The following is a 12431-nucleotide window of genomic DNA, read 5'->3' as shown; positions in this document are numbered from 1 at the left end:
TCCAGGCCAGGACGCTGATATTGCCGCAGCGCCAGCCCTTTTGGAACTCGCGCCACCCATGTCTGCCCTCATTGGCGACAAAGGGTACGACGGCGATGGCTTTCGAGCCGAAATCGTCGATCGTGGTGCCAAGCCCGTCATTCCAAACAAATCCAACAGGGTCACTCTCCACAGCTTCAGCAAACGCGCCTACAAGGGGCGCAACGTCATCGAGCGCTGTTTCTGCCGCCTCAAGGATTTCAGGCGTGTCGCAACTCGCTACGACAAACTAGCCACGAACTTCTTGGCTGCCGTCCATCTCGCCGCCATCGTTGCCTATTGGATCAATTGAGTCCGAGCCCTAGTTCATGATCAGCAGTACCGCGTCATCCGAGTGGCACCCCCTGTAGCTACGGTACAAGTCGACGTCCTCGAGGGTGCAGGCGCGGAAAGCACTCGAAATCGGCGAACAAGTTGTTGCGCTTGGCGCCGCAGCTGATCCAGTGATCCGGTCGGCGAGCCCGTGGCCCAGAGGCTATCTGGGCGAGCCTATCGGCCCGTCGCGCAAGATCCCAGCGTCCATTGGGCGCACTCTGCAGATCGCAGCGTCAGGACAGGATGATCTAGACTAGCCCCGCCGCATAGAGTGCTTTTGCGACCGACTCGAAATATTGCGAGGGAACGGGGTTGCCGAGCTTTGCTTTGCCGAGCAGCTGACGCGTCAGGACATCGTCATCCACAATGTTGAGGCGCAGCGCGCGCGCCTCACCAAGCAGCTGTGAAGCAGCTTCGCCCTCGCCACGGCAGACCAAGACCGGCACGCCGGTCTCGCCGCGAACATAGCGCAGCCCAATCAACGTTGCCGATCCCCGCAATATCAACGTGGCTCGACTGACGCCGACCGGAGCCTCGTTGGCCGACTCTTGCCGCAGACGCCGGTGCTCACGCTTCACCTGCGGATTGCCCTGCTGTTCCTTGTTCTCCCGCTTGGCCTCCGTTTCAGTCATGCGCATGTCCTGCATAAATAGCCAGCGCTGGATTAGGAGGTCAGCCAATCCGCCGACCAGAAAAGCTCCAGCGGCAATCCCAGTCAGCAATTTAACCTCGGTGAAAACGAAGCCAAAACAGCTCATCCCGCAGACTGGCAGGTACACCAGCGCTTTCCAGCTGGCGGTCACCGTGAGAAAGAAAGTCGCACTAAGCAAAACCACTTTAGCCAGTGTCTTGCCAAGCTCGATGGCCGAACGTTTCGAGGCGATGCGTTTCAAGCCTTTGATTGGATCCAGTTTCTCGAGCTTCGGCTTGAGCGGCTCCGAAGCAAACATAAAGCCGCCATTGGCCAGGACATTGGCGAGAAGAGCTGCTGTGACGGCAGCAGCGAGCAACGGAGCGACGGTGGCAATCGAAAGTTCTAGCAAGCCGCTGAGCGCTTGTGGCACTGCGTTTGTGAACGGCTGCTCCTGCAGTTTATCGACCAGTTGGACCGTCTCTTGCCACTTGTCCTTGATCGCACCCGCTCGCCACCACAGACAGCCGAAACCGGCACAGGCGCTGACGCCGCTCACCAGATCCGAGCTGCGGGCGCTCTGCCCCTTCTTGCGGGCATCACGCAGCTTCTTGGGCGTCGGAGGAAGCTTTTTCTCCTCACTTGTAGAGCTCATTTCAACAGCTTCTTCAGATACTCAAGCATGCTGTTCGAGGTCAGGATTTCAGCTCCGGCGTATTCAAGCAGATAGACGGCGTAGCTAACCATGATGACCCCGAATGCAAGATTCTTGATCATTGGGGAGAGATCGTTCAGCTTGAGCTGAGATGCAAAACGGCCGAGTATCATGACCGAGACATCGACCAGCAGCAGCAGGGCCAGCACCGGCCCGGCAACTAACAAGGTCGTCATCATGATGCGATCGAGAAGGGCCAGACATTCCATTGCACCCTGCGCTGTCACGGCAGGCAGAAACTGATAGACAGGCCACACTAGGTAGCTGCCATAAAGGCCGCTCACCATGGTCTGCAGCCCGCCGACCAGTACGAAGATCGTAACTGCCGTAACGCCGAGAAAAAGCCCGGTCCCGGACGCTTGGCTGTGCGTCGCGGGATCCTCCCCCGCAACTTGGCTCGAAATTCCTCGTTGAGTATCGATGATGTCGCCGACTGCCTGTATGCTCCATAGTGGAATACTGAGCAGGATGCCGAGCATAAGACCGACGAACACCTCCTTCAGGCCAAGCATGGTAACGCTGACTAGGCGCGTGTTCGGGTCCAGGGTCTGCAGACCGAGCTTGATCTGAGCGAGGCACGGTAGACCGATCGCAATCGTAAGGCTTCCCCGAACCAGACCGCTGATGCGCGGCCGGGTGAAGACCGGAAGCACCAGCATGATGCCGAGGGCGCGGGCCGCACTCAGGCCGGTTGCGGCGACGAGCTCGATCGTGCCCTGTACGAGAGCTTGCGCCTCCGCGGGTGACAGGCCAGCCATCCAAGCTCTGCTAATATCTTGCGGTGAGTGCTGGAAACTCGCTGAAGATGTGCTCGGCCTGGTCGATCAGAGGAGCGCTGAGCACGGGAGAAAACCCGGCGAGCACGGCTACAACAACCAGAAGCTTGACTGTCAGTGGCAAGGTTTGATCCTGGAGCTGAGTTGCCGCCTGGATGAGGCCAATGATCAGTCCAGAGATGAGAGCTGCGAGCAGCGGCGGCAGAACCCAGATCATGAAGAGCACGAGCGATTGACTCAGGTGCGTAAGGATACTGGCTTCGTTCATGGTCAACCTCCTGGGGTCGTGTAGCTTAATACCAGCCCGTGCATGAGACGTGACCAGCCGTCGATCGTGACGAACAAAAAGAGCTTGAAGGGGACAGATATCACCGTGGGGGATACCATCGACATACCCATGGCCATCAAAATCGTCGTTACAATGAGATCGATCGTGATGAAGGGAAGATAGAGAAGAAAACCGATTTCGAATCCACGCTTGAGTTCAGAGATCAAAAACGACGGCACGAGAATCGCAAAATCATCTGCCGTGACGCTGCCGCGCATGTCCTCCGACCAGACGTGTTCCGTTGAGGACAGGAAGAAGCGGCGTTGCTCTTCATTAGTGAATTTCTTCAGATGAGCTCGGAGCGGCTCCTGTCCCTCCTTGGCGGCCGTCACCCAGTCATCGAAACTTTGGTAGCGAAGTTGCGGATCGGTAAGGCGGTTATAGGTCTGCTCGAAGACCGGAGCGCTGATGAAGACGGTCAGGATCAGTGCCGCTCCGTAGAGGACGATGTTCGGCGGTATCGATTGAGTCCCCAGCGCATTGCGCACGAGGAAGAGAACAACGGAGACCTTGATAAAGGCGGTCGTTGTCACGACAGCAAAGGCCAGCAGGCCAAGGCCGACGGTAATCGCAAGAAGCGCAAGGATGCTGGGTTGAACCTCAGTCATTAAGCGCCAACCTGCCGCGCAGCCTGACGGCCAGCTCGTCCCCGATCCGCACGATGTCGCCCTGGCCGATACGTTGGCCGTTGGCAAGGATATCAACCGGCCCATCTAGAGGCCGGCCAAGTTCGAACACGTGGCCTTCGTTGAGGGTTCGCAAGGTTCCCAAGGGCATCGGCCAGCGGCCACATTCGAATATGAGTGTGATCTCGATGCTGTCGATATCCGCCTCTGACGGAGGCTGCTGTTGCACCTGGTTTTGGGGCATTATATCTTCACTCGTTAGGGGGTGGGATCGCAAGCGGAATGGTCCTCGCAGCACCAGCCTGTCGCCGCCAATCTCTGCAGGGGCCCACAATCGGTCTGCAGCGAGAATGATCTGTCCTCGCGCGAGTGGAATTACGTCCGGGAGCAGCGCGTCGCCTTGCTCTGCTCGGCGAAGAACGCCGATCGCGACGCGAAGCGAACCGACTTGGCCTGCAACGATGACCGGGAGTTCGGAAGGCAGCTTGGCCGTCTGTCGCGGTGATCGGCCGAGCAGCTCGCCGAGGGCGGTGAAGGCCGGCGGAACGGGACCGTCAAGCGGCGAGAATAGAAGCAGCCGCGCCTTGCTGGCGAGCTCACCAAAGGCGACGTCAAATTCAAGATAAGGCCTCGTATTCGGCGCTTCCTCGGTGCGAACAAGCTGCAGATTGCGCTGCGTCATTCTTTCCAGCGGAGCCAGCAAGGGTTCCAGCGCAAGTTCCAGGACCAGCGAACGCGTCGGCTCAGAAGGTAAGGTAAGGCCATCCTGCAAGGTCCCAATCAGCGCTTCCGCAAGCGCAACTGGCAAGGACAGGATCAGGGTTTCACCATTTACTTCGAAGACGCAATCAAGCATCGACGTCGCAGCCGGCTCCGCCTGCCAGACGGTTCGGCTCACCCGCACAGATAGCGGCTTCTCGCCGAGGAGGGTTTGCAGAGGCGCACGCAACGCTGCGATCTCGTTAAGCCACGAGGTCACGGCGTGCGAGAGGATCAGCGTCGGCGTGAAGGCTGCGCGTTCAGCCGGCCGATATGGCGCGGATGCGGCTTCCGCGTCGCAGGCCCCTAGCTCGCGCGGGAGAGGATCTGCAATCATGTTGGCTCACCTCCCGTCTGCCCTGATCGGCCTCGCCGGTAGCGGAGCAAGACTTCATCATCGGCTTCGATTTCGGCGGCAGCCTCGAAATGTGCATTCGTGATGCGCCGAACGTCGTGATCGATCTCACGCCATTTCTGGCTCGCCGCTGAACGCTTGGTCCAAACGGCTCGGGCCTCAAGAGCCGCAGCCTCAGCTTGCTCTTGGGCAGCACGGGCCTTGTCAAGAAAGCACTGCGCCGCTGTGATCTCGTCTGTGAGTCGCCCGATGATGAGATGATAGCGTCGCTGCAGTTCGCATACAGATATCGTATCGGCCGCTAGCATCTCCCGATAGAGCTCCGCCTCGACCTTTGCGCGGCGCTCTTCGGCATGTGCAAGATGCTCGCACGCTTGTTGGACAGCTTGAATCGCGAGGTGGCGCTTGGCTTCCATGTTGGACAATTCACGAAGGGCGCTTCGTTCCCGCATGTCCTTTACCAGCCGCAGCTTTGAGGCGTGAACGGGACTTAGGCCGTCAGACGCGATATCCATGCGACCGTCTCCTCAAAGCTGCACGCCTCACCCTGCCCCTGGCGCAAAAAGGCCCGCAGCTGCTCGATCGAGGCGATTGCTCGATCGGTCAACGGATCAGAACCTTGCTTGTATTCACCGACCTTGATCAAGAACTCGGCCTCAGCGTAGCGTGAGAGCAGATCACGGAAGAAGGATGCGGCCTTGCGATGCGGCACCGACACGATCGCATCCATGACACGGCTGCGGCTAGACAGCACATCGATAGCCGGAAAATGCTCTCGAGAGGCCAGCGCGCGGGACAGAATAATGTGGCCATCAAGGATGCCGCGTGATTCTTCCGCTATTGGATCGCCCGTGCCATCACCCTCGACAAGCACCGTATAGAAGGCCGTAATGGAGCCATGCTCGCCCATGCCGGCGCGCTCCAACAAGCCCGGCAACAGCGCAAAAACGGAGGGCGGAAATCCGCGCCGGGTCGGCGGCTCTCCTGCGGCGAGGCCGATTTCACGCATGGCGCGGCTAAAGCGCGTCAAAGAATCCATCATCAAAACGACGCGAAGGCCCTGATCACGAAAATATTCCGCCAGTGCTGTCGCCATGTGGGCGCATTGGGCCCGCTCCATCGCCGAACGGTCGGAGGTCTCCACCACAACGACGGAACGGTGAAGGGCTTCGCCAAGATGACGTTCGATGAATTCACGCACCTCTCGACCGCGCTCACCGATCAGCGCAACGATGGTGACGTCGGCCGCCGCGCCTCTTACGATTTGCGACATCAGCGTCGACTTGCCGCAACCCGCATCACCATAGATTCCGATCCGCTGACCTTCTCCACATGTCAGAAGGCCATCCAGGACACGAACGCCTAGCGGGAACGGCTGTTCAATTCCGCGCCGTTTCATCGGATTGGGCGCCCTGCCGCGCAGCGGTCTGGCTTCGCCGGCTTTTATCGGGCCCTTGCCGTCGAGCGGTCGGCCAAAACTGTCGATGACGCGGCCGAGCAAACCGGGGCCGACAGCCACTTCCTGCATTCGCCCGGTCGTCACCACCTCCGCACGATTGGACAGCCCCACCATGTCCCCGATGGGCGTGAGTAACACCCCGTCCGGCAACAGGCCGATCACCTCCGCCTCGAGCGACCATCCGCTACGAGGATCCTGCAATAGGCATAGCTCTCCGACCCGGGCCTCCGGCAAGACGGCGTGCAGCAGCGTGCCCACCGCCCGCGTGATCCGGCCGCGGACGGCGCGTGTATCGATGTGCCTGGCGGAAGATCTCAAGGACGAGAGTGCGGCCTCTACACTTCCTTCTGCGGCCTCGGCATCATGGGTCGCTCGTTGCCCGGTCACGATTCAGCTTCCTCTGACAAGCCAAACCCGAGACGCAGCGCGCGCAGCTGCGCGGCAAGTCCAAGATCGACATTGCCAAACTCGCTCCACAAGACACATTGGTCCGCACTCAGCGCCGGATCCGCCTCAATCCTGACCTTCGGCCGGCCCTCAAGTCCGTCATAGTCCTTGAACTCACTGGCTAGCAGGTCGGCCTTCAGTGGGGAGACGTGGAGGCAAACCTCCGTGTTCTTATATCTTTGCTCGATCGCATGACGAACGCCGTGGACCAGCAGCTCACCGGGGTCAAACGCGCCAAGCAGATCGCGAACGATCTCGAAGACCAGTTGCGGCAATTCCCGCTCCAGAGCCGCCTTGCGCTGGGCCAGTTCACAAGTCGCCTGCGCAATCAGCCGCGCCATTTCCTCTGCGCCAGCCTTTGCACCCTCGGCGCGGCCCCGCGCCCGTTCCCGCTCATAAGCCTGGCGTGCCCACCCGCGAACCCGCTGCAGATGCCGCTCGGCAGCGGCTCGCGCCCGTACGGCATCGTGCCAGATCTCAAGCTGCGCAGCTGGGATCAGCGGTCCAAGTGGCCGAATCTGCGGGGCCGCGGGTGATGCGGGATCATCGGCCGTCATGCTCCGGCAGCCTCTGCACGCAAATGCGCCATGACGAGGGAAAGCAGGGGGCCTGCTGCGCTACGGTGTTCAGCAGTTGGACTCTCGGCGGCCGTCCCAACAGGCAAGCGTAGAAGCACGCGGATACGACCAAGCGATGAAGTCTCTTCGAGCCAGGCGCCGAGACAAGCGTGCCCGTCATATTCGATCTGTCGCGACAATTGCTCTGGATCGACGATCGGGATCGTTGCGACGGCACTGGATAAATGCCGGACTGCGAAAGCATGCGCTTCGGCACCGATCAACTCCACCAATATCGGCAGATCGTGCCTGGAAACCAGCTTGAGGATAGAGCGTGCATGCCAGATGCTGCCCGCGAGCAGCGCAGCCCGCCGCGGCTCATGCCCCAGGAGAGCATCTTCGTTCCAGTCGGCGCAGCTCACCTCGACCTTGCCGCCCAGCAGCAGTTCGGCGAGCCTTGGCTGCAGCCTGGAACTCTGCTGTAGCCGAGCCAACGTGGAAGGCGAAAGCAGCGGGTCAAGAAGCCCAGCAAAACGACCGGGATCGACCGAGGCAGCAAGCTCGCGCAGCCGATCGGCTGGGAGCGTGAACGAACGATTGGGTTTTGTGGATGACATTGATGCCGACATGAGCGTCCAGACTATGTCGCATCAGCAATCAACTTTTTGTCCGACTCCTGCTCAGCAGACACACGCGAGCCAAACACGCTCAGCTTGCGCGATGATCGTCCAAACTGACGCATGCGCGGGCCCAGCAATACGCAAGATACGATGCCGAATAGCGCTCCGGCGCCTCCCACAGCAAGCGCAAGTAACGGGGCTGAGCCCGCTCTTGCTGACTGAGCCGCAGGAACTACCGGCGCGGCAGACTGCTCGATTGGAGCGCGCTCGACCGGCACGAAGACGACCGCGACCTTGTCATAGGACAGGCCTTCAATGCTGTTTGCGACGAGCATCTTGATCTGCGGCAACAGTGCCGAGAGCTTCGCGCTGGAGCCATGGCGAATGAAGACCGAGGCGGAGGACGGGGTCGCATCTTGTCGCAACAAGTCGTTCTTCGGCAGAACGACGTGGACGCGCGCTGAAAGGACGCCATCTATATCGCTGATCGTGCGCGACAATTCTTCGCTTAGAGCATAAACGTAACGTGCCCGCTCCTCGATCGGCGAGGCAACGAGGCCCGATCCCTTGAACACCTCGCCGAGATTCTTGAAGGATTGGCGCGGCAACCCTTCGACATTTAGCAGGTCAATCGAATAAGCGAGCTGCTTTTCCTCGACCTGGATTGTACTGGTCCCGTCCTTGGCGACAACACGGACAGCATCAACGCCCTTGCTAAGGAGAAGCGCGAGCATCTCATTAGCCTCGCGCTCCTGAATTTTGGTGTAGAGATCAGCCTTACAGCCGATCAGCGAGAGGAGAAGGGGCATCGCGAGACACACGCGAAGCCGCCGCCACGATTGACGGCCGCCACAGCTAGCCCTCTTCATATCGCCAGTCATCAGCTTATTCAGCCGGCCGATAGCAGCTTGTTTAGCGACGAGCTGACAGCGCTGGTGCCCTTAGAGACGAGGGAAACCTGAATAACGTCCCTGTATACGTCTCGCAGATTCGTCATCATCGACTCAAAATCGGCTCCAACCGGTTTAACATCCGCATGTGCACCGACGTTATCCATCTGCAAAAGCGGCTGCGTAGCCGGTCCAGGCTGTACATTAGTCACGGCAGCCGACGCAACCGCCGGAGGAACGGCGCGGCCCTGGTACATACTGGAAAGGGTTTGGAGGATTCGGTCACCCGGCGGACTTGCCAGCACATTCGTGCGCTGGACCTCCAATATCGGCGAAGCCGCTACGGGCCGATCCGCAGGCGGGAGAGCAGATCCCTGATTTGCAGATACTTGCGCTAGGGACTGCTCAAAGCCCGCCTGCTCGCCAGCAGCTGCGGGCGAGCAGGCACTGGAAAGACAGTCGGCAGGACTGGGAGAGATCGGCGTTGCGCCTAACAACATGGAATGAGTCATTGTGCTCGTGTGGTGAGACCTAGGCGTTAACCGATGAACCGATCAAGTTCATAGGCTGGCGAGCTGACGAAAACCTGACGGAGATCGGTCTGACTACGTCATCTAAAGATCACTTTTCGCTTTCAAGCTAGGACCAAACTCCAACTTGATGATGATGAGCGGAAGGCGTCCGGGAATGCTCGCGCGATCCACGATCGTACATATTCTAGAAAGAATTTTTTGTGCCGGCGTTTTTGTCTGTATCGGGATAATGCGCTCGTCTGCTGCATCCCTTTCGCTGCCGTCCGCCCCTTATAGCTACACTGTTCTCGATCAGGATCTTCCTGCGGCGCTGCAGGAGTTCGGCAACAATCTCAATATCAGGGTCAATGTCAGCGCCGAGGTCAAGGGCCGGATTCGCGGACGAATGCCGGACCTGCCGCCACGAGAATTCCTTGATCGTTTGACTAACCTGTACAATCTTCAGTGGTATTACGACGGGCTCGTCCTTTACATCTCCGCCGCCCACGAGGCGCAAAGCCGGCTCATCGTATTGAACCCGATCAGCTTCGATGCGTTCACCTCCGCGCTCGACGCGCTCAACATCTCAGATGAGCGCTATATCGTGAAACCGGCTCCGGGAGAGGGCCTCATCCTTGCTTCTGGCCCACCCCGATTTGTTGCGCTGGTGGACCAGACCCTTAAAGGCCTTGTGGCGGAAGCGCAGGCCCGGCGCGGCCCCGTCGCAGCCGAGAGGCCACAACGCGAGTCGGTTTTGATGTTGTTTCGCGGTTCCTCGAGCACGGTCTTGCGAGACGGGCGGCCGGAAGGTTCTCCCGAAACGCCGCACCATGAGGGCACTTTGCGCGAAACCGGTCCAGGCCAGAAGTGAGGTCGAAGATGCAAAACCGCTCCGAGCAAAGTCGGTCCGTCCGGCGTACGCCTATATTCATCCGATCGTCAGCTTTTCGAAAGCTACGGTCCCCAGCATGAGCCTGCGAGGTCTGGACGGCTGCCTTGCTTGGGGCAACCCTGATAGAGGGATCAGAGACCAGGCGCTCAAGGGAAATTAGGTAGTGCTGTCTTTGCAGGCGGCGCGAGTATTAAAAATCAATGTGGGCCTCCGCACGTGTGCTTCCGAGCTAGCCGAGGCTTCGCGGAACTCGATGCGCGTCATCAGTTGGAAGGAGGAACAGGGTGGATTTCAATGCAGTCGCCCCGGCGAATACGAGCCCGGAGCCCGACGCAGCACGGAAGGCTTCAGATGCAACCGAATTCGACCGGCAGCTCAGCGACGCACAGGCTCCCGCTTTGGCGCAGGGCGTCGCCCATCCACTGCTGCAGGGCGAGGCTTATTCACCCTATCTGGACGCGGGCCATCCCTACTCTCCATACTTTGATACCGGACACCTGTATCCGCCTTACGAAGATTTAGCGCATCCCCATTCGCCAGACTCGGGTTGGCAGGATAATCTAATGCCGCGCCTGCGGCTGTCGCCGCGCCTGAGCCGGAAAACGGCCGGCAGCATCTCTCGCCGCAGACCATCGCTCAGGCGATCGAGGAACATCCCGGCTTCGATCAAGATCTGATATGGCAGAATCTGGATGTCGACCCGTCTGATGCCGAGCCACGGCACAGTGAGCCACAAGCGGGCCCATCGCATGCAGGACCATCGCACACCGCCCCTTTTCAGGGTGAGCCGTCGCACGCCGGCCCCTCCCATGCCCGGCCATTGCAGGCGGGACCGGCCCAACCTGGGTCTTCCGCAGCTCCGCCAGAACTTTCCGAGTTCCGTATGTGGGACGGACATCTCGCCAAGGACTATTGGGTGTTTACGCCTCAAACAGCCACCGGCGCTCAGATGGACATGCTGGAGCGCAGCGGAGTGAAGCCAAGCAAAGACAACCCGACAACAGTTTTCGCCATTCTCGGCGTGCCTCATACGGCCGAATGGAGAGAGGAGGACTTCATTCGTCTCACACCTTCGCTAGATCCGACCCTTTGGCCTGAAGAGGAAGGGCAAGACCAACCTCTAGATGCGGAAGATCCGCCCATCCCCTAACGGCTGCAGCCGTGCAACGGAAGGGCGATCTCCGCGGGGCCGACAAAGACTCAGAGATCGCAGGACACCTGGTGAGAGGCGAGCTTGCCGGCGGGTATTCGCGGCCACCCTTCTCTTTTCCGGCCACTCCTAAGTGCCAGACCAGCTCGCGAGGGGTAGCGGCCAAATCAAAGACCGCGCGAGCCGAATGCGTGAAACAGTTCTCAATGGTTCGCTGAGAACACAATGGCCCGCGGAGAAGAACATCGCAATTTAGCTGCGAAATCAGGTCTGGCGCGCCGGACCCGCGAGTACGGTGCGATTTAAGAGCACCGCGAGACGTTCATGCCGTCGAGATGAGGGTAAGGGCGTTCCGGATCAGGAGAGTCAGGGTATGACCGCCCCCCTGAGCACCTTCAACATCGAAGTGCTTGCTCTGCCGCTTGTCCGCCGTTCCTTGGCGAACGATTGATCATTCGCAAAACGAGGACTCTAGCATCCGGCGGTAACGGCCTGCTGATAACAGCTCTCAGTGACGTATGCCCGCGGATCATCCAAAGCATGATCATCAGAGATCGACGGATTGATCCGCGAAAACTCTGTTCGGCACCCCAAGGTCTCTCATCTCCTTTTTGCAGCCGGGCCAAAGCAGCCACTTGCACGCGATGGCCTGTTTCAGAAGCCGGGCAAGGCGCACCTCCGTCGATAGCTTTTTAGCTCGTATCGTGAGACAGAGGCCAGCTCTCTACGGCAGCCGAGCGCAGATGCCCATCCGATCCACTGGCCCTCAGTCGCGCCTGGAGCCGGACCGATGCGCGCCGATGTTCCTGGAGACAACAGCGGCCGAATGATTCGAACCGGCACCGTCCTTTGCGCATCAAACTCCAAAGGCGCGGAGCCACCCGAGATCACTGAGCGCAGGAATCACAGCATTAATCCAGCCTCACTCTTCGTCAGCTTCTTGCAAGCTGTCCCTGCTAGAACGGCGGGAATAGGTCATCTCGCGGCGCCGCCGCTATCTGGGTTTTATGACATGGACACAGGCACAGCCGATATCGCAGCAACGGCGCCAGAAGCTGGCACAAACACCGACAACGCCGCGAACGGCGGCGACAACTCGCCCGCAGCATTGTTGCAGCGAGCCTTCGAAAAGGCTCTGGTTGCCGTCGCCACCCAGGTCATAAGCGATTCCCAGTCAGATATGGATGACGCTATGAGCGAGCTAGATGATGGGTGAAGGCCCGTATTATCAGACGCGCACAGGGAAGACTCTTCGGAAGGCAAGCCGAACCGAGAACGACCGGGCGAAGCAGCCGACTTGGCAAACCAGCCGCTAGACGCGTCTTAGGTGGTCCTCCAGGTTGGCGGTGCGGCCGGTCGC

16 protein-coding genes are annotated in these 12431 nt (G+C 59.7%); 5 read left to right on the top strand and 11 right to left on the bottom strand.

Going from position 1 to position 12431, the window contains the following annotated elements:
• Positions 1 to 331, top strand: a 331-nt coding sequence (locus GA0061099_RS35120; RefSeq protein WP_074448276.1) for an IS5/IS1182 family transposase, incomplete at its 5' end; no start/stop codon positions are given.
• Positions 332 to 602: 271 nt separating this feature from the next.
• Here GA0061099_RS35120 and GA0061099_RS35110 read toward each other — a convergent pair.
• The 11 genes from GA0061099_RS35110 to GA0061099_RS40645 are packed head-to-tail and all read right to left on the bottom strand — an operon-like array spanning position 603 to position 9017.
• The gene (locus GA0061099_RS35110; protein WP_036031186.1) at positions 603 to 1640 is read right to left on the bottom strand and encodes an EscU/YscU/HrcU family type III secretion system export apparatus switch protein; all 1038 of its coding nucleotides are present in this window, start codon (positions 1638 to 1640) and stop codon (positions 603 to 605) included.
• Positions 1637 to 2458, bottom strand: a complete 822-nt coding sequence (gene sctT / locus GA0061099_RS35105; protein ID WP_036031183.1) for a type III secretion system export apparatus subunit SctT — start codon at positions 2456 to 2458, stop codon at positions 1637 to 1639. The genes GA0061099_RS35110 and sctT overlap by 4 nt, the downstream gene beginning before the upstream one ends.
• Before the next feature lie 10 nt (positions 2459 to 2468).
• On the bottom strand, positions 2469 to 2744 hold the full coding sequence (locus GA0061099_RS35100) for an EscS/YscS/HrcS family type III secretion system export apparatus protein (RefSeq protein ID WP_036014823.1): 276 nt from the start codon (positions 2742 to 2744) through the stop codon (positions 2469 to 2471).
• 2 nt (positions 2745 to 2746) lie between these two features.
• Positions 2747 to 3412, bottom strand: a complete 666-nt coding sequence (sctR, locus tag GA0061099_RS35095) for a type III secretion system export apparatus subunit SctR (RefSeq protein WP_036014825.1) — start codon at positions 3410 to 3412, stop codon at positions 2747 to 2749.
• Positions 3405 to 4526, bottom strand: a complete 1122-nt coding sequence (gene sctQ, locus GA0061099_RS35090; RefSeq protein WP_036031180.1) for a type III secretion system cytoplasmic ring protein SctQ — start codon at positions 4524 to 4526, stop codon at positions 3405 to 3407. Before sctQ ends, sctR begins: the two co-directional genes overlap by 8 nt.
• Positions 4523 to 5059, bottom strand: a complete 537-nt coding sequence (locus GA0061099_RS35085) for a hypothetical protein (protein WP_036031177.1) — start codon at positions 5057 to 5059, stop codon at positions 4523 to 4525. The genes sctQ and GA0061099_RS35085 overlap by 4 nt, the downstream gene beginning before the upstream one ends.
• The gene (gene sctN / locus GA0061099_RS35080) at positions 5035 to 6390 is read right to left on the bottom strand and encodes a type III secretion system ATPase SctN (RefSeq protein ID WP_036014832.1); all 1356 of its coding nucleotides are present in this window, start codon (positions 6388 to 6390) and stop codon (positions 5035 to 5037) included. Before sctN ends, GA0061099_RS35085 begins: the two co-directional genes overlap by 25 nt.
• Positions 6387 to 7007, bottom strand: a complete 621-nt coding sequence (sctL, locus tag GA0061099_RS35075) for a type III secretion system stator protein SctL (protein WP_036031175.1) — start codon at positions 7005 to 7007, stop codon at positions 6387 to 6389. Before sctL ends, sctN begins: the two co-directional genes overlap by 4 nt.
• The gene (locus tag GA0061099_RS35070) at positions 7004 to 7636 is read right to left on the bottom strand and encodes a nodulation protein NolU (protein ID WP_074448323.1); all 633 of its coding nucleotides are present in this window, start codon (positions 7634 to 7636) and stop codon (positions 7004 to 7006) included. Before GA0061099_RS35070 ends, sctL begins: the two co-directional genes overlap by 4 nt.
• 11 nt (positions 7637 to 7647) lie before the next feature.
• Positions 7648 to 8508, bottom strand: coding sequence for a type III secretion system inner membrane ring lipoprotein SctJ (gene sctJ, locus GA0061099_RS35065; protein WP_036031168.1), 861 nt, complete (start codon positions 8506 to 8508; stop codon positions 7648 to 7650).
• An 8-nt stretch (positions 8509 to 8516) separates the two neighbouring features.
• Positions 8517 to 9017 (bottom strand): nodulation protein NolB, encoded by a 501-nt coding sequence (locus GA0061099_RS40645; protein ID WP_167361695.1) that lies wholly within the window; start codon positions 9015 to 9017, stop codon positions 8517 to 8519.
• 187 nt (positions 9018 to 9204) lie between these two features.
• On the opposite strand from GA0061099_RS40645, the gene GA0061099_RS35055 reads away from it, so the two are divergent.
• From GA0061099_RS35055 to GA0061099_RS42345, 4 genes are all read left to right on the top strand, one after another.
• Positions 9205 to 9900, top strand: a complete 696-nt coding sequence (locus GA0061099_RS35055; RefSeq protein ID WP_193375220.1) for a secretin N-terminal domain-containing protein — start codon at positions 9205 to 9207, stop codon at positions 9898 to 9900.
• Positions 9901 to 10205: 305 nt separating this feature from the next.
• Positions 10206 to 10598 (top strand): hypothetical protein, encoded by a 393-nt coding sequence (locus GA0061099_RS35050; protein ID WP_225114931.1) that lies wholly within the window; start codon positions 10206 to 10208, stop codon positions 10596 to 10598.
• 206 nt (positions 10599 to 10804) lie between these two features.
• On the top strand, positions 10805 to 11071 hold the full coding sequence (locus GA0061099_RS41585; protein ID WP_162130866.1) for a hypothetical protein: 267 nt from the start codon (positions 10805 to 10807) through the stop codon (positions 11069 to 11071).
• 790 nt (positions 11072 to 11861) lie between these two features.
• Entirely contained in the window at positions 11862 to 12287 is a 426-nt protein-coding gene (locus tag GA0061099_RS42345; RefSeq protein WP_225114932.1) for a hypothetical protein, read from the top strand.
• Positions 12288 to 12431 lie beyond the last annotated feature (144 nt).

The sequence above is a fragment of the Bradyrhizobium yuanmingense genome (assembly GCF_900094575.1).
GTDB lineage: Bacteria > Pseudomonadota > Alphaproteobacteria > Rhizobiales > Xanthobacteraceae > Bradyrhizobium > Bradyrhizobium yuanmingense.
This window is presented reverse-complemented; position numbering and strand designations above follow the sequence as displayed.